Source organism: Kitasatospora sp. NPDC101447, from assembly GCF_044767225.1.
Lineage (GTDB): Bacteria > Actinomycetota > Actinomycetes > Streptomycetales > Streptomycetaceae > Kitasatospora.
Genome location: NZ_JBIWNL010000017.1, coordinates 81,093 through 103,107 on the forward strand (window position 1 = coordinate 81,093; position 22,015 = coordinate 103,107).

The window sequence follows — 22,015 nt, forward strand, 5'->3', positions numbered from 1 at the left end:
GAACCCCGTGACGGCCTGACAGCCCGGGGGCCCCGATCCGGTCGGGGCCCGACCGTCCGGTCAGCGCCCGGCCTCCGCCGCCGGGCGCGCCGTCGTCTCCCGTCCCCGCTCCCGCTCGCCGCGCAGGAACCGGCGCAGCCGGGCGAACCGCGCGAACCGCTCCCGATTGGCCACCGACGCCCGGTCCAGCTCCTCCATCAGCCGCCGGCTGCGGTGCTCCAGGTCCAGCTCGTCCAGGATCCGGTCCACCTCGGCCAGCATCGAGCCGTGCAGCTGCCAGGCCTCCGGGTGCTCCTGCACCTTGCGCAGCAGCACCTGGGCGACGTTCTCCCGGCAGGCCCAGGCCGCCGCCAGCTCGGAGGTCAGCCGGGTCTCCGCCTCCTCGGCGCTGCTGCTCACCTGGGTGGTCACCAGCACCGCGAAGCTCACCATCGCCCCGCCGACGTGGTCCAGCAGCTCCTCCAGGTCGACCGCGACGTCCGGCGGGAACAGCCGCTCGCCGGGCGCGCGCCGTTTGGCCAGGTCGGTCAGCGAGCGGGCCAGCACCCGGATCACCACGACGCAGATCTCCAGGGTGTCCAGCCCGGTGCGCAGCACCAGCCGGGAGAGCAGCCCCTCGCTGATCCGCGGGTTGAACCGCAGGCTGTCCTCGGCCTGCCGCAGCGCCGCGTCCACCTCGGCGATCGCCTGGTCCAGCCGGCGGGCCTCGTGCAGCCGCTCGGCGGCCCGGGCGACCGGCGTGGGGCGGCCCAGCTCCTCGGCGATGTCGAGCAGCAGCTGGCGGGCCCGCCGGGAGAGGTCCTCGATCGACTCCCCGGCGGTGTCCACCCAGACCGGTGGCGCGAACACCAGGTTGAACAGCAGGCCGACGGCGGCGCCGATGAGCGTCTCCAGCACGCGGTCCCAGGCCTGCGAGGCCAGTTTGGTGACGCCCAGGATCAGCATCGCGCTGATCGCGACCTCCTGGACGAACTCCTCGACCCGGACGAACCGGCCGACGACCAGCGAGGCCAGGATGATCAGCCCGAGGCTCCACCAGGAGAGCCCGACCACGGCGCTGAAGCCGATCGCGATCAGCACCCCGACGACCACCGAGTTGACCCGGCGGATGCTGGTCTTGAGCGTCGAGTAGACGGTCACCTGGACCACCAGCAGCGCGGTCAGCGGCGCCGTCAGCGGGGCGGGCTCGCTGCTGAGCTGCGTCGCCACCGCGTAGGAGATGGTCGCCGCGACGGTGGCCCGCACGGTCTGGACGACGAAGGGCTCCCGCGCGAAGCGGCGGATCAGGGCCGTGAGTGACTCCGGGAGAAGGGCCATGTCGCCCTTCTTTCCCCGCCGCCGCCCTTCACACCGTTCCGCGGCCCGTCCGGCACCCGTATGAACCCGCCGGAGCGGCCGGTTGCCACCGGTTCGGTCCGGCGGTCACCACCGGTTCCGCCCGGCGGTCCGGGCGGGCGTTGCCGCCCGTCGGCCGGTTTCCGCCCGTCGTCCGGTCAGTCGCCGCGGTTGAAGCGAAGCTTCCAGGGGGCCAGCGCGGACTCGACCTGCACGCCCATGCTCATCTTCGAGGCGCCCTCGATCCGCTCCTCGAAGCGGATCGGCACCTCGCGGATCGTCATGCCCTGCTTGACCACCCGGTAGTTCATCTCGACCTGGAAGGAGTAGCCGTTGCTCTGCACGGTGGGCAGGTCGATGGCGCGCAGGGTGGTCGCGCGCCAGGCCTTGAACCCGGCGGTGGCGTCCCGGACGCCCAGGCCGAGGATGGTGTTGACGTAGAAGTTGGCCCAGGCGGAGAGGGCCTTGCGGTGCCAGGGCCACTCGGCGGCGGTCGAGCCGCCGGGGACGTAGCGGGAGCCGAGCACCACGGCGGTGCCGTCGGTGAGCAGGGTGCGCACCATCTCGGGGATCGCCGAGGCCGGGTGGGAGAGGTCGGCGTCCATCTGGACCACGACGTCGGCGCCCTCGTCCAGGGCCCGCTCCATGCCGGCCAGGTAGGCGCGGCCGAGGCCGTTCTTCTCGGTGCGGTGCAGCACGCCGACGGTGCCGTCGGAGTTCGCGGCGAGCTTGTCGGCGACCTCGCCGGTGCCGTCGGGCGAGTTGTCGTCGACGACCAGCAGGTGCAGGTTCGGCACCGGAAGCTCGGCGAGCAGGCCCGCGAGGACCGGGAGGTTCTCCCGCTCGTTGTACGTGGGGACGACCACAACGACCTTGGGAGAGGCCTCGACCATGTTCTGTTTCCCTCGTGCCCTCGCCGGCGGGCACCCCGTGCCGCACCGGTCGGTTTGCCTGGACGACCTGCGCTGGTTGGACCGTGCGAGTGTATCGGGGGTGCGGGCCCGGTCCCGTACGGGGGCGGACCGCCGGACCGGCTCCAGCGGGCTCCGGGCATCCGTTCGACCGCGATCGGCCGATGTGGCAGGCTACCGCCGTCCCGAACGCAGAACCGGAGAAATTCCTTGACGACCCGACGCTCCGCCGCCCGGTCGGTCGCCGCCCTGGCCCTCGCCCTGCCCGTCCTCGCCGGCTGCGGCGCGGAGGGGGCGGCGCCGGCACCCGCCCCGGCCGCGACGGTCGGCGCACCCGCCGACGCGACCGGGGCGTTCGACCCGGCGGTGGCGATCGCCCACCGCTCGAAGGAGCCGTACGCCGCGACCCTCGCGCTGACCTCCGAGACACTGACCTCCGAGACGGGCGACGGTGACGCGCGGGAGGTCTTCACCGTCACGGGCCGGGTGAACCACAACACCCCGGCCTGGGGCTCCCACACGGAGGAGCGGACCGTCCGGGGCGGGGCCGAGGTGGTGGCCTGGACGGAGACCTTGACCGTCGACGGGGTCGTCTACCAGCGGGACCGGGCGGGCGGGACGGGGTGGCGGCGCGACCCGGAGTCCGCCGCGGGCTTCCGGACCGACCCGGACGTGGTCGCCGCCTACGCCGAACTCCTGCTGGACTCCGGCCCCGCCGCGCGCAAGGGCATGGAGACCGAGTCGGGTGTGCCGGTGTTCCACCTGGGCGCCCGGCTCTCGCCGGACCTGATGCGCCGCGCGGACCCGTCGGTCGACGCCGGGGCGCAGGGCGGGGGCGCGCCCGCCGACTGCGACCTGTGGATCGACCGGCTCGGCCGGCCCGTCCGCGTCGAGCAGGCGATGGTGGTCGACGGCACGCGGACCGTGACGGACGACCGCTTCTCGGACTTCGGCCCGCCCGAGACCTTCGCACCGCCGCTCGCCCCCGGCTGACCCGGCCCGGCTGACCCGGCCTCCGGTCCGGCTGACCCGGCCTCCGGCCGGGCGAGGGTTTGAAGACGGGCCCTACGCGGTGCCGTAGACGGCGGCGAGGTTGTCCCGGGCCGGGTGGGTGCGGCCGGCCGGTCCGGCGGCGAAGGTGCGCAGGACGTTCTCGGTGACCCTGCGGACCAGGTCCCCCGCCTGGGCGTCGATGCCGTGGTCGGCGGGGCCGGCGCCGGGGCCGTGGGCGTCCAGGGTCTCGACCCAGCGCATGGTGCCGGAGGCGAAGACCCCGGCGCCGCTCGGCACGGTGTAGTAGGCCGTGTCGGCGTGGGAGGGTCGGCCGTCGCAGACCACGGGGGAGTGCGCGATCACCTCGACCGGGCGCGGGGTGGGGAAGGCGGTGTTCACCCGGTCGTACTCGACGCCGACCAGGTGCGGGAAGGACGCCCCGGCGGCGACGCCCGTCCCCTCGAAGGCCCAGTGCTCGGGGGAGGTGACCACGTACGGGGCGTCCACCGGGTAGCCGTCGTAGATCACGCCGAGCATCGAACTCTCCGGATCGGCGCCCGGGCCCACCCGGAAGTCGGTGGTCGCCGGGGCGCCCGCCTGGTGGCCCGGGTCCTGCGCCCAGGCGTCCTTGTAGCAGACCACGGTGCGCTCCGGGCCGAGGTCGGTCGGCTCGTAACGGATCCGGCGGAAGCAGCAGTTGGCGCCCAGGATCGCCAGGTTGGTGCCGGCGTCGCGGGCCGCGACCACGGCGGCGCGCTGCTCGGGGGACCAGTACTCGTCGTGGCCGAGCGAGACGACGGTGGTCGCGCCGGTCAGCAGGCCGGGCTCGCGGGCCACGTCGACGCCGGTGGTGTAGGCGAGCGGCAGGCCCAGCCGCTCGGCGAAGGCGATCAGCGGCGCCTCGTAGACCAGGAACAGCCCGGCGCCGTGGGCGTAGTCGTACGGCCGGTCGAAGACGACCTTCAGTGAACGGGTCGCGAGGCCGCCGGTCGGGCCGTTGTAGAGGCTGTGGCCGCCCCACTCGTTGTAGGCCTGCCAGGTCGCCGGGGCGCTCATGACCACGGTCCGGCCGGCGGTGACGGCGGAGCGGACGGTGAGCGGGACGTAGCGGCGGCCGGAGCCGTCCTCGGCGTCCAGGCGCAGCAGGTAGGCGCCCTCGGGCCAGCCGGTGGTGTCCACGGCGAGGCTGCGCTGCCAGCCGGTCAGCACGGTGCGGGTCGTCGGGTCCACGTGCGGCGCGGGTTGTCTGCCGCCGGGGACGTTCTGGCGGCGCCAGACCAGCCGGGCGCGGGCGCCGCCGTACCAGCCCATCCGGTACGCGGAGACGGTGAAGGCCGGGGCGGGGGTGGAGACGTGCAGGCCGAAGGACTCGCCGGGGAGCACGCTGACCCGGTCGGCGAAGCCCTCGACGGCGGAGTCCGGGCCGGGGTCGGTGATCTCCCAGCCGGGCGTGCCGGGCAGGGCCTGTTCGTGTGCCAGGTCGTGCCCCGGCCCGGCCTTCCCGGTGTTCCCGGCGGCGCCGGGGGTGCCGCTGCCGGGCCCGGCCCCGGTGGGACCGGGCGGTCCGTCGGCGGAGGTGTGCGGGGCGGGCGCCGCCTCCGGGCGCCGGGCACCGCAGGAGGTGACGGCGGCCGCCATCAGGCCCAGGCCCAGAATCCCCCGCCGGCTCGGTACCGCCACTGCGGCCTCCCTGTCGTTCGCAGTCGTGTCGACCGGTCCGCGGCGATCCGGAGCGCCGGTCCGGTCTGATCGGGTCAGGTCAGGTCGGGTCAGGTCGGGTCCGACGACGGGTCAGGCCCGTCGACGTGGTCCCGGGCGTCAACCTAGTGCGTCAACGCGCGCGGACATCCTCACTCCTCCCAAGGTCGGGTACGGACCGACGCGCCGGGCTTCGCGGCACGGCCGGGTGCCGCCCGCGCGCCGGGAGGGCCGTACGGGCGCACCCTGGCGTGTTGGCCCGCGCGGTGCCCGGGTGGTGGTGGCCCGGTCACCTAGCCTGACCAGGCCCGCCGTCCGGCGGGCCGCCGGGGGGCCGGGCCGCACGCGGCCGGCCGAGTCGTGGACAGGGGTGTACGTGGTCTCGTCGGGTTCGGCCGCACCGGGGGTACCGTCCCGGAACAGCGGCGGGCGCTTCCGGGCGTGGATGCTGGAAGGCCTGGCGGACATGGCCAAGCAGCATCCCGGCCCGCACGCGCAGGTTCCGCACGTGAAGGGCCAGCGCTGGTGGCGGGTCATGTGCCTGACCGGCCTCGACTACTTCTCGACGCTCGGCTACCAGCCCGGCATCGCCGCTCTCGCGGCCGGCCTGGTCTCCCCGATCGCCACGGTCGTGCTGGTCATCGTCACCCTGCTCGGCGCGCTCCCCGTCTACCGGCGGGTCGCCCAGGAGAGCCCGCACGGCGAGGGCTCGATCGCGATGCTGGAGCGTCTGCTGTCGTTCTGGCAGGGGAAGCTCTTCGTGCTCACCCTGCTGGGCTTCGCGGCCACCGACTTCATGATCACCATCACCCTGTCCGCCGCCGACGCCAGCGCCCACCTGGTCGAGAACCCGCACCTGCACAGCGCGCTGACCGGCAAGCAGGTCATGCTGACCCTCATCATGATCGCGCTGCTCGGCGGGGTCTTCCTCAAGGGCTTCAGCGAGGCGATCGGCCTGGCCGTGGTCCTCGTCGCGGTCTACCTCTCGCTCAACGTCGTGGTGGTGGTCAACGGGCTCTGGCACGTGCTCAAGGCCCCGCACCTGTTCACCGCCTGGACCGACGCGCTCACCGCCGAGCACGGCAACGCGCTCGCCGTGGTCGGCGTCGCGCTGATCGTCTTCCCCAAGCTGGCGCTCGGCCTGTCCGGCTTCGAGACCGGCGTCGCCGTGATGCCGCACATCGAGGGCGACCCCGACGACACCGAGGAGAAGCCCACCGGCCGGATCCGGGGCGCCCGCAAACTGCTCACCACCGCCGCCGCGATCATGAGCGTCTTCCTGATCACCACCAGCCTCATCACCACGCTGCTGATCCCGCCCGACCAGTTCAAGCCCGGCGGCCAGGCCAACGGACGGGCGCTCGCCTACCTCGCCCACGAGTACCTGGGCAACACCTTCGGCAGCATCTACGACCTGTCCACGATCGCCATCCTCTGGTTCGCCGGCGCCTCCGCGATGGCCGGGCTGCTCAACCTGATGCCGCGCTACCTGCCCCGCTACGGCATGGCGCCGCACTGGGCCCGCGCGGTGCGGCCCACCGTCATCGTCCTCACCCTGATCGCCTTCCTGGTCACCTGGATCTTCGACGCCAGCGTGGACGCCCAGGGCGGCGCGTACGCGACCGGTGTGCTGGTGCTGATCAGCTCCGCCGCGATCGCCGTCACCATCGCCGCGCACAAGGCCGGGCAGCGCCGCTGGCGGGCCGGCTTCGCGGTGATCGCCGCGGTGTTCCTCTACACCACCGGGGTCAACATCGCCGAGCGCCCGGACGGCGTGAAGATCGGTGCCTGCTTCATCGCGGGCATCATGCTGGTCTCCTTCCTCTCCCGGCTCAAGCGGGCCTTCGAACTGCGCGTCACCGACGTGACGCTGGACGACGTCGCCGAGCGGTTCGTCCGGGACTACATGCACCGCCCGCTACGGCTGATCGCCAACGAGCCGAACAGCCGGGACCTCGCCGAGTACCGCGACAAGATCCGCCAGATCCGCACCGACAACGACATCCCGGCCGAGGACGACCTGGTCTTCGTCGAGGTCACCGTGCTCGACCCGTCCGACTTCGAGTCCGAACTGACCGTGCACGGCGAGGTGCTGCACGGCCGGTACCGGGTGCTGTCGCTGGAGAGCTCCAGCGTGCCCAACGCCATCGCCGCCCTGCTGCTGCACGTGCGCGACCTGACCGGGCAGCAGCCGCACATCTACTTCGAGTGGACCGAGGGCAACCCGTTCGCCCAGTTCCTGCGGTTCTTCCTGTTCGGGCAGGGCGAGATCGCGCCGGTCACCCGTGAGGTGCTGCGCGAGGCCGAGCCGGACCGCTCGCGCCGGCCGGCCGTGCACGTCGGCTGAGCGGCACGGCGGTGCGCGGCGCTGCAGGCCGCTGCACGTTGCTGCGGGCCGCTGCGCCGCGGGTGCCGGCGACGGGGCGGCGGGGCGGCGGGGTCAGCGGCTCGGGTGGGACCTGCTCCAGGCGGGCGAGGCGAGGGCCACCAGGGCGATCGCGAAGGCGAGTTGCAGGATGTGGCGGATCCAGTCGATGCCCGAGGTGTGGCGGACACCGATCCAGCCGGACACGGCGTTGCCGAGCCACGCCCCGGCGGCACCGAGCAGCATGGTCAGCCACCAGGGGATCGACTGCGGCCCGCGCAGGAACAGCTTGGCGATGACGCCCAGCACGAAGCCGATGAGCAGAATCCACAGGAGCTGGAACATCGCAGTCCACCTTCCCGGCGCCACCGGAGCCGGCCGGTGCGCCGAATCGTCGAAGACGCGTGTCGTCCCATGATCACCCGGATCGGCCGGACGGGCACGTCGGCGGCGGACGGCGCCGGCCACGGGCGCGGCGTGGCGGTGGGTCGGGTACGGAGGGGCGAGAATGCGCCGCCGGTCGGGCCGGAAAGTCGCTGTCCGTCGAGGCGGCGGCACCGATAGGAATGGGCGGTGACGCGGAGGTGCCGCGTCACCGAGAGGAGCCCGCCCCCGTGATACGCCTCCGCGCCGCCGCGCTGACCATCGGCGCTGCCGCCGCCGCGCTCACCCTGACCATGGGGACGGCCCAGGCCGCGCCCGGTGACACCACCACCATGTGCTCCTCCGCGCTCACGCCGGGCGGCTACGTGGACGTCCAGTGGTGGAACAGCGGCGGCTGCGGCTCCGGGTTCAACCCGAACACCAAGAAGATCATGCAGCTCACCGGCTACCCGGTCGGCACCGTGGTCAACGCCTGTGCCTCGACCTGGCCGCCGGCCGGCTGGACGATCGTCAGCAGCTTCTACAGCGCCGGCTGTCAGTACTCCGCGGTGCCGAGCTTCGACAAGAACAGCTGGCAGCTGAAGCGCGTGTCCTGACGGCGGGCCGCGCACGACCCGGGGCGGTGCGGGGCCTCAGCGGTCCCGCACCGCCTCGACGGCCTCGCGGACGTCCGGGTGCGGGTCGTCCGCGAGGCCGTCCAGCAGTTCGGCGACGCCCGGGGTGGACCAGGGGCCGACGGTCCAGACCAGGTCCTCGCGCACGCGCGGGTCGGGATGGGCGGCCAGGGGCGCCAGGAGGTCCACCGGGCCGCGGCGGCGCATCCCGAACCAGTGCAGGGCCTCCCGCAGCTCGGCCGGCTCGCCCGGTTCGCCGGCCGCCGCGATCCGGGCGAGCAGGACGGGGACGGGCGGCGGCGGGCCGTCCAGCGGGTGCGGGTGGCGCTCGCGCAGGCGCCGGCCGCCGTACTCGCCGCGGATCCGGCAGCCGAAGCAGGTGCAGGGCCGGGTGCCGTGGGCGCCCGGCCGGTAGCGCCAGCCGGCGACCTGCGGCACGGTGCGGATCCGGTGCACCTCGCGGGCGCCCGCGGCACGCGGCAGGAAGACCTCCCAGCCGCGCGGGTCGGGCAGTGCGCCGATCCGCCGGACCGCTTCGGCCGCGGACACCGGCTGCTGGGCGTCCCGGGCGCGGTCCCGGTAGTGCCCGGCCAGGACCTCCTGCGCGTCGTCCAGCCGGACGTGCACCGCGACCAGCGAGCCCTTGGGGCCGAACCGGGCCAGCTCGCGCAGCCACTGGTGGGTCAGGGTGTACGAGGGCAGCACGGGGAAGCAGTAGAGCCCGCGGGCCCCGCCCTGGCCCCGGCTGTCGGCCCGGATCCCGGCGCGGCGGATGCGCGGCGCGTTGGCCGCGGCGGTCAGGTGCACGAACATCGCCATGGGGCTCGATGCTAGCGCCCGGGCGGGCGTGGCTCCGAAGGGTTTTCCGGGCGCGAAGGCGCGAAGGCGCGAAGGCGCGAAGGCGCGAAGGCGCGAAGGCGCGAAGGCGCGAAGGCGCGAAGGCGCGAAGGCGCGAAGGCGCGATGACGCGCGGGTGCGCCGGCGACCGGGGCCGCGCCGCGGCGTCAGGGCTGCGCCGTGCGGCGCTCGATCAGGGCGGCCAGGCCGTCCAGGATGCGTTCCAGGCCGAAGTCGAGTGCCTGGTCGCGCCCACCCGGTTCGGCCACGGCGGCCGCGACGGCGGGGTAGCGGTCGGCGTGCTGCTGCATCACGAGGCCGAAGACGGTGAGGAATTCGGCCTCGGGGGAGCCGGCGGGCCCGGTGGCGCGGGACTGCGCGGCGATCCCGCGCACGTGTCCGGCGAGGAGGACGGCGGCGTCCATCCGCTCGGGGCCGGTCAGTCCGTGGCCGTCGAGCGCGGACACCACCCGCTCCAGCCAGGTGAGTTCCTTCGGGCCGACCACGCGGGGGCCGACGGTGGCGTCCAGCAGCCACGGGTGCCGGGCGAAGGAGTCGGCCAAGTGGCCCGACCAGGCGGTGAGTTGTTCCCGCCAGCCGGTGCCCTCGGCAGGGCGCGGCGGCTCGTCGACGGCCGACTCGACCATCAGGGCGATCAGTTCGGCCTTGCCCGGGACGTAGCGGTACAGCGACATCTTGGTGAAGTCGAGCAGCCCGGCCACCTTCTGCATCGAGACCGCGGCCAGGCCCTCGGCGTCGGCGACCTCGACGCCCGCCGCGGCGATCCGCTCCAGGGTGAGGGCCGGCTTCGGCCCCCGGGTCGGCTTGGCCGGCGGCCCCCAGAGCAGCCGCACCGTGTCGTTCGCCGCCTCGCCCATCGTCCGCTCCCGTCCTGGGGTTCCGTATCGGGTCCGCCGGGGGTCGTCCCCGGCTCGTCGTCGGCTCCTGCCTCGGGGGTTGCCCCGCGCGCCAACTGTGTCTACCGTACACAGCAACAAACCGTGTCTGCGAGACACAGTTTCTCGATCGACGGACGGAGCGGTTCCCATGAGCACCAGGATCCTGATCTCGGGCGCGAGCATCGCCGGCCCCGCGCTGGCCCACTGGCTGGGCAGGTACGGCTTCGAGGTGACCGTGGTCGAGCCGGCGCCCGCGCTGCGCGACGGCGGCCAGGACGTCGACTTCCGCGGCCGCACCCACCTGACCGTGCTGGAACGGATGGGCGTGCTGGACGAGTTGCGCGCACTCGGCACCGGCGGCAGCCCGATGACCTTCGTGGCCGCCGACGGGCGCCGCCTGCTGCACCTGCCCGCCGAGTTCGCGGGCGGCGACGTGGAGGTCCCGCGCGGGGAACTCGCCCGGTTGCTGCACCGGCACAGCAGCGCCCGGGCCGAGTACCTCTTCGGTGACTCGATCACCGCGCTGGAGGAGACTCCGAGCGGGGTCCGGGCCGCCTTCCGGCACGCCGCACCGCGGGAGTTCGACCTGGTGATCGGCGCCGACGGGCTGCACTCCAACGTCCGCCGACTCGCCTTCGGCCCGGAGCAGCGCTACGTGCGCCACCTCGGCTACTACGCGGCCACCTGGCAGCTGCCGAACGACCTCGGGCTGCCCGTCGGCTCGGTGGGGCTGAACGTCCCCGGCCGGCTGATGTCGGTCGGCGCCGGCCACCGGGACCCGAGCCGGGCTGGCGCCTTCGCCCTGTTCGCCTCGCCCGAGCTGCGCTACGACCGCCACGACCAGGCGCAGCAGAAGGCGCTCGTCCGAGCCGCCTTCACGGGCCTCGGCTGGCGGGTCCCGCAGCTGCTGGAGAGCCTGGACGCCGCCCCCGAGCTGTACTTCGACTCCATCAGCCGGGCCGATGTGCCCGCCTGGTCGAACGGCCGGATCGCCCTCATCGGCGACGCCGCCTGCGGCGCGACCATCGGCGGCATGGGCACCGGGACGGCGGTGGTGGCCGCGTACGTCCTGGCGGGCGAGCTGGCCCGGGCACGCGGTGACCACCGCACCGCCTTCGAGCGGTACGAGCGGCTGCTGCGCGGCTACGCCCAGGGCTGCCAGAAGGGCGGCGACCGCACCGGGCCGTTCCTGGCGCCGCGCACCGCGACCGGGCTGCGGTTCCGCAATGCGCTGCTGAACCGGCGGTGGGCGCTGGACAAGATGCTGGAGCTGGGGAAGGAGGTCAGCAGCGTCGAACTGCCGGACTACGAGGCGGAGTTGTCGGGCACGATCGGCCGTGCGGGCCGGGCGGGCTGAGCGGACCGGGCGGCGAAACGGTGCGCGGCTGCACGCGCCGGGGCGGGGCTCACGGCGGCGGGCCGATGTGGCTGCCGCCGTCGAGGACCGCCTCCACCCGGACGGCCGAGCGGGCGGGGCGCTCGACGGCGAGGGTGTGGTCCGCGACGGGCCGGTCGGCGGACCAGTCCGGGCCCTTGACGGTGAGCCGGGTGACCCGGCGGCTGCCCGCCGCGAGCAGGTACTCGGTGCCCTGCGGGGAGCGCCACCACGTCCAGGCCACCGTGTCCCGCTCGAACCGGCTGCACGCCCGGCCCGGACCGCCGCCGGTGCGCTGCGGGCCGCGGGCGGTCGGCAGGACGACGGCGGTGGCCGCGCTGCCCTCGCCGTTCCAGCGGTCGGCGCGCAGACAGACCCAGGCGGCCGAGCCCGCGTTCTGCGGCAGCGGCTGCACCGCGAAGGCCCACAGGTCGAGCTGCTTGACGCCCGGCCTGCCGTCCGGGACGGCGCAGCCCGCCCGGGCCCAGGCCTGCAGCGCGTCCTGGGCGGTCGCCTCGCGGGGCTCGCGGGCCGACTGCGCCGACTGGGCGGACTGCGCGGAGGGGGAGCGGTCCGGCGGCGGGAGGTAGGTGAGGTGCGCGGGGACGAGGCCGCCCAGGTCGGCCAGCAGGAAGGCGTGCTTCTCGGCGACCACGGGGGAGGACCGCAGCTGGAGCAGGGTGGCGCCCTGGCAGTCGGCGAGCCCACCCCCGGGAGCCGGCGCGGTGACGCCCTCGGGGTGCTCCAACGGGCGGGCCGGGGCGTCGGGTTGGTCGATCCGGCGGGTCTCGGCGGATTCCACCCAGGGCGCCAGCAGGTACCGGACGTCGGAGCCCCGACGGCGCAGCGCCACCGCGCCCGCCGTGGTGAGGTCCGAGTCGTCGGCCCGGGCGAGGTCCAGACCGCCGTCGCGACCGTCGGTGTAGCGCGCCAGGCGCCGGCCGTCGTACAGCACCACCACACCGGTGCCCTCCACCGTCCCCGCGAACAGCAGCTGCGGTGGCTCGACGGGTGGGGCGGGGTCCGTACCCGGCTCGGCGCGGGTCTGCGGGCCGGGCTGCGCCCAGGCGGCCAGGGCGCGGCCGAGCAGTGCGCCGTCCTCGCGGCGGTCGCCCCGGGCGGGCCAGGCGGAGAAGTCGACCCGTGCGGTGTGCTGCCAGGCGTCGGGCGCCACCCGGACCAGCCGGGCCGGATCGGCGGCACCCGGCGCGCCACCGGACGCCGGACCTGCCGGCGCTGCCGGGCCGGAACCGCCCAGTACGGCGGCCGTGGTGGTGAGCCCGAGCACGCCGACCGCCAGCGCCGCGGTGAGCGTGCGACGGCGGCGCAGCAGGTCGGTGGGCTGCACCCGGACCGCGCACGGGTCGAAGGCGGGCGGCTCCCGGTCCCCGCCGCAGGGGACGGCCGCGGCTGCGGCGACCGCGTCGTCAGGCCGGGCCACCCCGGCCTGCCGCAGCACCTCGGCCGCCTGCCCGGCGGACAGCTCCTCCACGGTCCGCAGGGCGAACGCGGCCCGGGCCGGGGCGTCGAGCGCGGCGAGCGCGTGGTCGAGCCCCGCGTCCTCCTCGCCGCCGTGCGGGGTGAACAACCGCAGCCCCCAGACCCGGGGCGCCAGCAGACGGGCGGCCGGGTGCGGGCGGAGCGCGGTGCGCAGGACCCGCAGGCGCAGGGCGGCGTACAGCGGGTCCGCCCCGGCGGCGACCGGTCCGTCGGCGCCCGGTGCGTCGTGGCGGGTTGTGCCGTCCTGGAGGGTCGTGCCGTCGTGGCGGGCCCCCTCGTCACGGCGGGTCCAGCGGAAGGGCAGGGCGCGGTGGACGGCGGCGTGGGCGGCGAGCACCCGGCTGTGCCGGTCCCGGCCGGCCGGCAGCGCCAGGTACGCGAGGCGGACCAGCCTGCGGTAGTGGCGCACCAGCACCGCCTCCGCCCGGGCCACCGGACGCGCGGCGACCCTCTGGGCCGGCGCCGCCGCGCCCACCGTCCGTCCTGGCAAAGGGTCCTCCCGGGAACCGTGCGTGGTGCTGGAGTGGTGGACGGTCCAACGAGTCGATCATGTGATGGTTGCGCTGTCCGGGCGACCGGCGTGCCACCGGGAGGCGCGCGACGGGTCCTCCGGCCGCCCGCCGCCCCCGCCCGCGGGGCGACGGTGCACGTCCCGCCCCCGGTCCGGCCCGTCGGAGGCGTGTTCGTGCACCGGGGTCCAAGGACCCACCCGTTCGGCCCCTTGGCCCCTGGCGATCCGCGCCGCCGCGCGCCATGCTGCCGGTAACCGGCCGGGACGATCCGCGCCCGGTCGGACCAGCACCGTTGGACGAGGTGAACCGGCGTGCGGCATGCCACCGTCGAATCCGTGATGACCAGCCCCGTGGTCCTGGTCTCCCCCGAGACCGGGTTCCGGGAGATCGTGACGCTGCTGAGCGAGTACGACATCACCGGAGTACCGGTGGTGGACCCGGAAGGGCGGCCGCTCGGCGTCGTGTCGGAGGCCGACCTGCTGCGCACCCTGGCCGCGCAGGAGGACCCGGGCAGTCTGCTGCCGGCGCCGGAGTCGCCGCAGGCCGGCCCGAACGGCGAGGTCACCGCCGCCGACCTGATGACCGGCCAACCGGTCTGCACCTCGCCCGGCACCAGCGTGGTCGCGGCGGCCCGCACGATGAGCCGGCACGGGCTCAAGCGGCTGCCGGTGCTGGACGAGGAGGGGCGGGTCGTCGGCATGGTCAGCCGCGGGGACCTGCTGCGGGTGTTCCTGCGCGAGGACGGGGTGATCCGGCGGGAGATCGTCGAGGAGGTGCTCGGCCGGATCGAGGGCGTGAGCCCGGCGGAGATCGGGGTGGAGGTCAACCAGGGCCGGGTGGTGCTCAGCGGCACCGTGCCCGAGCCGCACCTGGTGCCGATCGTGCTCAACCTGTGCCGCGCGGTGGACGGCGTGGTCTCGGTGACCGACCGGCTCGGCGCCGGGGGTGCGGCGGCGGTCGGCTGAGCCGGCCCGGGCCCCGCGGCCGACCGTCGCCTCAGGGGTCCGCCCGGTCCCGGCACGGACCCGGGGGGTCCGCTTCGCATACAGCGGACCGTACCGGGTAACTCACTCTGTGTGCCCGGCCGATCCGACTGCCGGGGCGCCGGAGCACCGGGGAGGCGGCCGTGACCGTCGTTTTCGACGCGGACTTCACTTCGACCAGGCAGTGGATCACCGGGCGTAGCAGCGCCTACCCCCGGATGGGGCCGACCAACCGGAGCGACCACAAGCTCGACTACCTCGTCCGCGGGTACTGCCCGGGCGGGGTGTTCACCGCCACCCGGCGGCACAGCGGCGGGCTGTGGAGCTGCAACCTGCTGACCACCGAGGGCAGTCCGGACGGGTTCCAGGTCCGCACCGGGGACGTGCTGTCGGCGCGCGTGACGCTGCCCACCGGGCTGGGCGCCTGGCCGGCGATCTGGACCTGGCGGGACGGCGGCAACGAGGTGGACGTCTTCGAGTACCACCCCGACAACCCCGACCTGCTGGAGATCTCCAACCACGTCCGGGGCGGCTACCGGTACTGGCACGGCGGCGGCGCCGGGATCGGCCCGGGGGCGACCTTCGGCCTGCGGGTGGTGCTCGGCGCGAACTCGGTGGACTGGTACGTCGAGGACGAGCTCGTCTACGCGGACCTGCACGGCGTGGGGCCGGGCTGGCACGCCTACCTGATCGTCAACCTGTCGGTGGCGGACGGGACGTACCACGCCCGGCCGCCGGTCTCCGGGCCGGACCGGCTCAGCTGGGTCTGCCACAGCCTGCAGGTCGAGCGCTGAGGCCGCCGGTACCGAGGGCCGGCTCCGCGCGTGGGGTTCACGGCGCGAAGGCGGCGGTGATCGGGCCGTGCGGGCCGTAGCGCTGGAACCACACCGTGCGGCGGTTCCGGCCGATGTGGGCGGGATCGGTCACGTACAGGTCGTCGTGCGGGGCGCGCTCGTTGCCCGGGGCGAGGGCCGCGTCCACGGCCCGGTCCGCGAGCGCGTGCAGCAGGGCGGTGGCGGTGGCCTCGGCGGCGGACGGCGCGATGGCGAGCGCGGTGAGTTCGGCCCAGAGCGCGGTGGCGACGTAGGCGATCGGGGAGTGGCCGAGCGTCGGGTGGGGGCTGGGGTCGGCGTGGCGCCGCAGCACTCCGGCGGCGACGAGCTGCTCGGGGGAGCGGGCGTCGTCGGGCGGGTGGTGGGTCATGCGCGGGTGCCGGGTCACGAGCGGCACGCTACCCCGTGGATGCGCGCTCGTGCGCCGGAACGTTTTCTCAGGCTTTCTTCACAGCGCTTTCACCGGTGCCGGGCGCAGGATGGTGGTAAGGCGCTGATCACCTCGGCCCCAGGTGGGGCCGGAGGAGGAGGTCCTGATGAGGCACTGGCACGGATACGGGCACGGCCACGGCATGAGCGGCTGGGGCATCGGGCTGATGGTGATCGGGACGCTGCTGGTCCTGGCCCTGCTCGTGCTCCTCGCCGTCGCCCTCTTCCGGTACGTCTCGCGCTCGCGGCAGCCGGTCCCGCCCGGCCGTCCGGCGGCACCGGGTGTGGGCGGGCAGGGGCCGGGCGGCCCCGGCGGCTGGGGGGCGGGACCGCCCGCGGAGCAGGTGCTCGCGGATCGGTTCGCGCGGGGTGAGATCGACGCGGAGGAGTACCGACACAGACTGGAGACGCTGCGCTCGGCGAGCGGGCACGGTGGCGCAGGGCCGGGCGGCGGATGGCCCGGCAGTGCCGGACCGGGTGCCGGCGGACCGGGTGTGGCCGGCCCGGCGGGTGGTGGGCCTCCGCCCGGCGCGGCGGGGTAGGGGCGCCGGCCCGGGAAACGGGGCGGGCCCGCCGCACGGGGTGTGCGGCGGGCCCGGTGCGCGCCTGCGAGGGGGCTTCGACGCGGTCGTGGCGACCGGCGTCCCCGTGCCCCGGGCGACTACTCGACGACGAGCTCGACCGGGATGTTGCCGCGGGTGGCGCGGGAGTAGGGGCAGACCTCGTGCGCCTGCTTGACCAGCAGCTCGCCGGTCTCGCCCGACAGGGACTCGGGCAGCTCGACGCGCAGCACGACCGCGAGGCCGAAGCCCGCGCCGTCCTTGCCGATGGAGACCTCGGCGGTCACCGAGACCTCGCTGGTGTCGACCCGGGCCTGCCGGCCGACCAGGCCGAGGGCGCTCGCGAAGCAGGCGGCGTAGCCGGCCGCGAACAGCTGCTCGGGGTTGGTGCCCTGGCCGTTGCCGCCGAGCGCCGGCGGCATCGCCAGCGCGAGGTCCAGCTGCCCGTCGGAGCTGACGGCACGGCCCTCCCGGCCGTTGGCGGTGGCGGCTGCGGTGTAGAGCGCGTCCATGGTCGGTCCCCTTCGTGGTGCTTCGGTTGCTCGGATGCGGGTGGGTCCGGGGTGCGTCGCCTTCGTTTCCGCGACCCGCCCGGGTTCCCGCCCTGCGACAAGTAGAGCACGCAATTCAATTGCGCACAACTCAATGGTGCGAGTGTGATCGGTACCATGGAGCCATGACCACGCTTTTCGGCATGGCGGACGAGGAGCTGCTCCGCCTCGACCAGCAGATCTGCTTCTCGCTCAACGCGGCCTCGCGGGCCTTCGGCGGCGTCTACCGGGTGCTGCTCCGCGACCTCGGGCTGACCTACCCGCAGTACCTGGTGATGCTGGTGCTCTGGGAGGACGGCGAACTGTCCGTCAAGCGGATCGGCGAGCGCCTGCGGCTCGACTCCGGCACGCTCTCCCCGCTGCTCAAGCGGCTGGAGGCGGCCGGGCTGGTGCGCCGCGAGCGCAGCGCGCAGGACGAGCGGTCCGTCACCGTCGCGCTCACGGCCGAGGGGTCGGCGCTGCGCGAGCGGGCCGGGCAGGTCCCGCGTCGGCTGCTCGCCGCGACCGGGCTGCCGGTCGAGGACTTGGCGGAGCTGCGCGGGCTGCTGGAGCGGGTGACCGCCGCACTGGACTCGGCGGCGGTGGAACCGGCGCCGTAGGTGCGGCGGTACCGACGTCGCGCGGCGTGTGCTGCGGGGTGAGTGCGGCGAGACCTGTGCTGCCCGGGCGGTGGCACGGTGCCGGTGGCGCGGGGGTGGCCCCGTGGGGTGGGTGTGTGGTCGGTGGCGGGGGGCTTGTCAAGCCGGCGTCGCGCGCGGTGTGATCTGGGTCACTCGCCCGGCCTGCCGAGGACGTCGGTGGGCCCGAATCGGCAGGTCAGTGGCGCTGTTCAAAAGTGGGCGGAAACGTTCGCCAATTGTCCGCCCGATCCGGTCAACATCCCGCGCCTCCCGGACGGTTACACCACGAGCCCCCAAGGGGCCGTCGGCGTGCCACCCGGTGGGCCGGCCAGCTGACCCACGAAAAGGGGGGCGTGCGTGAACACTCCCGGGCCGGGCGAGGAGCGGGGCCTCCGGGCGGACCCGCTCGGCGACCTGCCGAACGACTTCGAGGCCTTCTTCACCCGCGAGAACTCCGGCTACCTCCGCTACGCCCAGCAACGCCTGCGGCACCGCGAGGACGCGCAGGACGCGGTCCAGAACGCCGGCACGACGCTCTACAAGAACTGGCGTCGCGCCCTGGCCAGCGCCGATCCGCAGGCCTTCGCCTTCAAAGTCGTGAAAGACGCGGTGGTGGACGTCCTGCGCGACCGCCGGCGCACCGAACGCAAGCGGCTGCGGGTGATCGCCCAGCGCCGCCCCGACACCAGCCAGGACGAGCTGGACGAACTCGCCGAACTGGACGCCCTGGACTGGGCGATGGACGAACTCGCACGGGCCGCGCCGGTCCAGGCGGACGTCGTCCGGCTGCGCCAGGCGGGCCTGTCGTACCCCGACATCGGCCGGTCGCTCGGCATCGCGCACACCACCGCCCGGACCTACTACAGCCTCGGGCGGCGCCACCTGGAGTACCTGCTGGAACACCCGGGAGACGACGGAGCGGAGACATGAGGGCCGTGACATGGGGGCCGTGACGTGAGGGCCGTGACGTGAGGGCGGACGCATGAGGGCGGAGACATGAGGGTCGGGGACCTGCTGCGCGCGCAATCCGCCGAGCTGGACCGGGAGTTCGACGACCACGATCCGGTGGCGTTCACCCGGCGGCTGGCCGAGCGGCTCGCCGCCGCCCGTCGGCCCGCCCCGGCCGTGCGCGAACGCCCCGCCCGTCCGCCGGCCGGAGCCCGGCCACCGCACGCACCGGCCTCGGGGGCCGGCCCGGGGGCGGGGCTGGGATCGGGAGGCGGTCCGGGGCCGGGCCCGGGGCAGGCCTGGAGCTCGCTCCCGGGCGGGGTGCCGGGCACCGGCGCGGGCACGGGGACCGCGCAGTCCCCCTGGGCCGGCGGACGGGCGGAGCTCCGCAGGGACCTGCGGCACCTGTGCGCCGGCGTGGCGGGCGCCGCGAAGCCCGGAGAACTGGCCCTGGACCTCGAACTCGCCGAGAAGACCGCCTTCCGCACCCTCGGCTGCCTGCTGTACGGGATGGGCCGCACGGCGGACGGCGTCTTCTGGTGGCGGATCGCCGCCCAGTACGGCGACCAGCTGGCCGTGCACTGCCTGGCCGTGCACTACAGCGCCGAGGGCGAGCGGCGCGACGCGGCACGCTGGGCCGCCCAGGCACAGGACCTCAGCGCCCCGGGGCGGCTGCCCGATCTGGCGCCGGAGGTGCGGCCGGGCGGTCCGGCCGAGCTGGCCCGGGTGCTGGCGGAACGCTACGACGGGGAGATCCTGCTGACGCTCCGGGACGCGGTCGCGGCGCGGCCGAGGGCGGATCCCGCGCGGTTGGGCGTCCGCGCGGTCCGAGGGCGCGGGGTGGTGCGGATCCGGTGAAGGGGGCGGCCTGCCGTCAGCCGAGTCCGAGCCCGAGCCCAAGCCCGAGCCCAAGTCCGAGCCCGAGTCCGAGTCCGAGTCCGAGTCCGAGTCCGAGCCCGAGTCCGAGCCCGAGTCCGAGTCCGAGCCCGAGTCCGAGTCCGAGGACAGCCTTCGGTCACCCGAGCGCGGAGACGGCGTCGCCCAGGTACCCGGCGCCGAGCACGGCAGCGACGGTGGTCACGATCGCGGCCTGGTGGGCGGCCGTCCAGGCCCGCCACTCGCCGAGGGTCCGGGCTCCGCCGCGCATCCGGACCGCCAGGGGCACGAGGGAGCCGAGCGAGCCGATCGACACCAACAGGGCCGCTGCCACCGCCCACGTGCCGGGGCCGGCCGCGGTGCCCGCGATCGAAGCGGCGCCGCCGACGGCCGGGAGCAGGGTGTTCGGGCCGCTCGCGACGAGTGTGAGGGCGAGGCCGGCGGACCTCGCGGGCGAGTAGCGCTCGATCGACTGCAGCCAGGCGGGCGGCGCCGTGACGTGGCCCGCGCGCGGCCGGTCGTGCCACTGCCGCGCGGCCGACAGCAGGAGCAGCGTGCCGAGGGCGAGCTTCAGCCAGGACGGCCAGGTGGGGGCGGCCCCGACCCCGCCCAGTGCGCGTCCGGCCACCAGGACGAGGATCACCGGCACGGCGAGGCCGAGCACCCAGCCGGCCGCGAAGGCGAGGCCCTTCGTCCGCCCGCGCGGGGTGGCCAGGACGAGGATCACGGTGATGAGCGGCAGCGGACTGATCGCGAGCGCCACCGCGGAGGCCAGCATCGAACCGACCGCTTCACCCATGGCGGGTCCTGCCTTCCCGTCGCCGGGCGCACGTCCGTCATCCTACGGCGGGGCGGGTGGGGCCGTCGGGTCGGTCGGGGACGGCGGAGGCCGCCGCACCGGTGTGGTGCGGCGGCCTCCGTGGGCGACTCCGGGCCGTCGGTCGGGCCGGGCGCGTCGGTCGGGCCGGACGTGTCGGCCGGGCCGACGCGTCAGTCGGTGCCGGACTCGATCGCGGCGTGGTCGAGCGCGGTGGACTCCTCCGCGTCGCCGTTGCCCGCGGCGATGGGCGCGGCCCCGCCGGGGGCGAGCTCGCCGATCAGGCCGCTCCACGGCGCCAGCTGGCCGTGGACCGCGTACTGCTCCAGCTTGCTGCGCGAGTCGGCGATGTCGAGGTTGCGCATGGTCAGCTGGCCGATGCGGTCGTCGGGGACGAACGCGGCGTCGACGCTGCGCTCCATCGACAGCTTCTCCGGGTGGTAGCTGAAGTTGGGGCCCTGGGTGTCGATGACCGAGTAGTCCTGGCCCCGCCGCAGCCGCAGCGTGACGCTGCCGGTGACCGGGTGGCCGATCCAGCGCTGCATGCTGTCCCGGAGCATGAGCGACTGCGGGTCGAACCACCGGCCCTCGTACAGCAGCCGGCCGAGGCGGCGGCCCTGGGTGTGGTAGGTGGCGAGGGTGTCCTCGTTGTGGATGGCGTTGAGCAGCCGCTCGTAGGCGATGTGCAGCAGCGCCATGCCGGGGGCCTCGTAGATGCCGCGGCTCTTGGCCTCGATGATCCGGTTCTCGATCTGGTCCGACATGCCGAGGCCGTGGCGCCCGCCGATGGTGTTGGCCTCGTGGACGAGGTCGACGGCACTGGCGAACTCCTGGCCGTTGATCCGGACCGGGCGGCCGAACTCGAACTCGACGGTGATGTCCTCGGTCGGGATCTCGACCTCGGGGTCCCAGAAGGCCACGCCCATGATCGGGCTGACGATCTCCATCGAGGTGTCCAGGTACTCCAGCCGCTTGGCCTCGTGGGTGGCGCCCCAGATGTTGGCGTCGGTGGAGTAGGCCTTCTCGGCGGAGTCCCGGTAGGGCAGGTCGCGCTCGGCGAGCCACTCGGACATCTCCTTGCGGCCGCCGAGCTGGTCGACGAACGCCTGGTCCAGCCACGGCTTGTAGATCCGCAGGCTGGGGTTGGCAAGCAGGCCGTAGCGGTAGAACCGCTCGATGTCGTTGCCCTTGTAGGTGGAGCCGTCGCCCCAGATGGACACCCCGTCCTCCTGCATGGCGCGGACCAGCAGGGTGCCGGTCACGGCGCGGCCGAGGGGGGTGGTGTTGAAGTACGTCTGCCCGGCGGAGCGGATGTGGAAGGCGCCGCAGGCGAGGGCGGCCAGGCCCTCCTCGACCAGCGGGGCCCGGCAGTCGACCAGCCGGGCCTGCTCGGCGCCGTACGCGCGGCCGCGGGCGGGGACGTCGGCGAGGTTCGGCTCGTCGTACTGGCCGATGTCGGCCGTGTAGGCGTACGGGAAGGCACCGTGCTCGCGCATCCACGCGACGGCGACGGAGGTGTCCAACCCACCGGAGAATGCGATGCCGATCCGTTCACCGACCGGCAGCTTGCTCAAGACCTTCGACATGGATGCACCCTATGACCCGCGCGGGCGGGCCCCTGATTCAGCGTTGTGTGACGGGATTCGGCGTACTCGATCCGATGCCCCGAACTCTGGCATAGATTTGCAGAGGACCGCAAGAGCATACGATCGAGTCGGTCGGGGCGGGTCCTCGTGGAGCCGATCTCCGGTGGGTGTGGATCCGGTCAATTCGCTTGCCCAGCAGCACAGTTGGGATCGCGAGTAACTCCGGCGGGCGGTGCGGGGTGCCGAGAACGGCCGCTTCGCATGGACGGGCGGGCGGCGGCGGTGCGGTGGCGCTCCGTCGATACGGCGAGTACGCGGCGTGTCGGCGCGGCGGGTGTCGCCGCGGCATGCCGGCGGTCGAACGCCGACCGGGCCCGGACGCGACTCCC

21 protein-coding genes are annotated in these 22,015 nt (G+C 74.7%); 10 read left to right on the top strand and 11 right to left on the bottom strand.

Annotated elements, in window-relative coordinates:
* Positions 1-60: 60 nt before the first annotated feature.
* Complete coding sequence (locus ACIRST_RS24015) at positions 61-1,317, bottom strand: aromatic acid exporter family protein (protein ID WP_350520850.1); 1,257 nt, start codon at positions 1,315-1,317, stop codon at positions 61-63.
* Between the two features lie 176 nt (positions 1,318-1,493).
* Complete coding sequence (locus ACIRST_RS24020; protein WP_350520849.1) at positions 1,494-2,228, bottom strand: polyprenol monophosphomannose synthase; 735 nt, start codon at positions 2,226-2,228, stop codon at positions 1,494-1,496.
* A 228-nt stretch (positions 2,229-2,456) separates the two neighbouring features.
* Here ACIRST_RS24020 and ACIRST_RS24025 point away from each other — a divergent pair, with 228 nt between their 5' ends.
* Positions 2,457-3,239, top strand: a complete 783-nt coding sequence (locus tag ACIRST_RS24025; RefSeq protein ID WP_402804213.1) for a hypothetical protein — start codon at positions 2,457-2,459, stop codon at positions 3,237-3,239.
* Between the two features lie 72 nt (positions 3,240-3,311).
* On the opposite strand, the gene ACIRST_RS24030 is transcribed toward ACIRST_RS24025, so the two are convergent.
* Positions 3,312-4,919 carry a N,N-dimethylformamidase beta subunit family domain-containing protein gene (locus ACIRST_RS24030; RefSeq protein WP_402804215.1) on the bottom strand — a complete coding sequence of 536 codons (1,608 nt, stop codon included), beginning with the start codon at positions 4,917-4,919 and terminating at the stop codon, positions 3,312-3,314.
* A gap of 484 nt (positions 4,920-5,403) precedes the next feature.
* On the opposite strand from ACIRST_RS24030, the gene ACIRST_RS24035 reads away from it, so the two are divergent.
* Positions 5,404-7,284, top strand: a complete 1,881-nt coding sequence (locus ACIRST_RS24035) for an amino acid transporter (protein ID WP_402804217.1) — start codon at positions 5,404-5,406, stop codon at positions 7,282-7,284.
* Between the two features lie 93 nt (positions 7,285-7,377).
* Here ACIRST_RS24035 and ACIRST_RS24040 read toward each other — a convergent pair whose 3' ends face one another.
* Positions 7,378-7,647 carry a GlsB/YeaQ/YmgE family stress response membrane protein gene (locus ACIRST_RS24040; protein WP_402804219.1) on the bottom strand — a complete coding sequence of 90 codons (270 nt, stop codon included), beginning with the start codon at positions 7,645-7,647 and terminating at the stop codon, positions 7,378-7,380.
* A gap of 269 nt (positions 7,648-7,916) precedes the next feature.
* On the opposite strand from ACIRST_RS24040, the gene ACIRST_RS24045 reads away from it, so the two are divergent.
* Positions 7,917-8,282 (top strand): hypothetical protein, encoded by a 366-nt coding sequence (locus tag ACIRST_RS24045; protein WP_350520845.1) that lies wholly within the window; start codon positions 7,917-7,919, stop codon positions 8,280-8,282.
* A gap of 36 nt (positions 8,283-8,318) precedes the next feature.
* On the opposite strand, the gene ACIRST_RS24050 is transcribed toward ACIRST_RS24045, so the two are convergent.
* Together ACIRST_RS24050 and ACIRST_RS24055 are read right to left on the bottom strand one after the other, a co-directional pair.
* Complete coding sequence (locus tag ACIRST_RS24050) at positions 8,319-9,119, bottom strand: HEAT repeat domain-containing protein (protein WP_402804221.1); 801 nt, start codon at positions 9,117-9,119, stop codon at positions 8,319-8,321.
* A gap of 185 nt (positions 9,120-9,304) precedes the next feature.
* Positions 9,305-10,015, bottom strand: coding sequence for a TetR/AcrR family transcriptional regulator C-terminal domain-containing protein (locus ACIRST_RS24055; RefSeq protein WP_350522737.1), 711 nt, complete (start codon positions 10,013-10,015; stop codon positions 9,305-9,307).
* 169 nt (positions 10,016-10,184) lie between these two features.
* Between ACIRST_RS24055 and ACIRST_RS24060 the strand changes: the two genes are divergently transcribed.
* Positions 10,185-11,393 (top strand): FAD-dependent monooxygenase, encoded by a 1,209-nt coding sequence (locus ACIRST_RS24060; protein ID WP_402804223.1) that lies wholly within the window; start codon positions 10,185-10,187, stop codon positions 11,391-11,393.
* A gap of 49 nt (positions 11,394-11,442) precedes the next feature.
* On the opposite strand, the gene ACIRST_RS24065 is transcribed toward ACIRST_RS24060, so the two are convergent.
* Positions 11,443-13,401: a hypothetical protein gene (locus ACIRST_RS24065; RefSeq protein ID WP_402804225.1), complete on the bottom strand. Its 1,959-nt coding sequence runs from the start codon at positions 13,399-13,401 to the stop codon at positions 11,443-11,445.
* 360 nt (positions 13,402-13,761) lie between these two features.
* Between ACIRST_RS24065 and ACIRST_RS24070 the strand changes: the two genes are divergently transcribed.
* Together ACIRST_RS24070 and ACIRST_RS24075 are read left to right on the top strand one after the other, a co-directional pair.
* Positions 13,762-14,388: a CBS domain-containing protein gene (locus tag ACIRST_RS24070; RefSeq protein WP_350522734.1), complete on the top strand. Its 627-nt coding sequence runs from the start codon at positions 13,762-13,764 to the stop codon at positions 14,386-14,388.
* 161 nt (positions 14,389-14,549) lie between these two features.
* Positions 14,550-15,200 carry a beta-glucanase gene (locus tag ACIRST_RS24075; RefSeq protein WP_350522733.1) on the top strand — a complete coding sequence of 217 codons (651 nt, stop codon included), beginning with the start codon at positions 14,550-14,552 and terminating at the stop codon, positions 15,198-15,200.
* 37 nt (positions 15,201-15,237) lie between these two features.
* Here the strand turns inward: ACIRST_RS24075 and ACIRST_RS24080 are convergent, their stop codons facing one another.
* On the bottom strand, positions 15,238-15,627 hold the full coding sequence (locus tag ACIRST_RS24080; protein WP_350522732.1) for a hypothetical protein: 390 nt from the start codon (positions 15,625-15,627) through the stop codon (positions 15,238-15,240).
* A gap of 148 nt (positions 15,628-15,775) precedes the next feature.
* Between ACIRST_RS24080 and ACIRST_RS24085 the strand changes: the two genes are divergently transcribed.
* On the top strand, positions 15,776-16,210 hold the full coding sequence (locus ACIRST_RS24085) for a hypothetical protein (protein WP_402804228.1): 435 nt from the start codon (positions 15,776-15,778) through the stop codon (positions 16,208-16,210).
* Positions 16,211-16,329: 119 nt separating this feature from the next.
* Here ACIRST_RS24085 and ACIRST_RS24090 read toward each other — a convergent pair whose 3' ends face one another.
* Positions 16,330-16,740 (bottom strand): organic hydroperoxide resistance protein, encoded by a 411-nt coding sequence (locus ACIRST_RS24090; protein WP_402804230.1) that lies wholly within the window; start codon positions 16,738-16,740, stop codon positions 16,330-16,332.
* Between the two features lie 164 nt (positions 16,741-16,904).
* Here ACIRST_RS24090 and ACIRST_RS24095 point away from each other — a divergent pair, with 164 nt between their 5' ends.
* From ACIRST_RS24095 to ACIRST_RS24105, 3 genes are all read left to right on the top strand, one after another.
* Positions 16,905-17,378 carry a MarR family winged helix-turn-helix transcriptional regulator gene (locus ACIRST_RS24095; protein WP_402804232.1) on the top strand — a complete coding sequence of 158 codons (474 nt, stop codon included), beginning with the start codon at positions 16,905-16,907 and terminating at the stop codon, positions 17,376-17,378.
* A 378-nt stretch (positions 17,379-17,756) separates the two neighbouring features.
* Positions 17,757-18,329, top strand: coding sequence for a sigma-70 family RNA polymerase sigma factor (locus ACIRST_RS24100; protein WP_350522729.1), 573 nt, complete (start codon positions 17,757-17,759; stop codon positions 18,327-18,329).
* A 66-nt stretch (positions 18,330-18,395) separates the two neighbouring features.
* Entirely contained in the window at positions 18,396-19,205 is an 810-nt protein-coding gene (locus ACIRST_RS24105) for a hypothetical protein (protein WP_350522728.1), read from the top strand.
* Between the two features lie 157 nt (positions 19,206-19,362).
* Here the strand turns inward: ACIRST_RS24105 and ACIRST_RS24110 are convergent, their stop codons facing one another.
* The gene (locus ACIRST_RS24110; RefSeq protein WP_350522727.1) at positions 19,363-20,022 is read right to left on the bottom strand and encodes a GAP family protein; all 660 of its coding nucleotides are present in this window, start codon (positions 20,020-20,022) and stop codon (positions 19,363-19,365) included.
* A gap of 191 nt (positions 20,023-20,213) precedes the next feature.
* The gene (argG, locus tag ACIRST_RS24115; RefSeq protein ID WP_350522726.1) at positions 20,214-21,626 is read right to left on the bottom strand and encodes an argininosuccinate synthase; all 1,413 of its coding nucleotides are present in this window, start codon (positions 21,624-21,626) and stop codon (positions 20,214-20,216) included.
* Between the last annotated feature and the right edge of the window lie 389 nt (positions 21,627-22,015).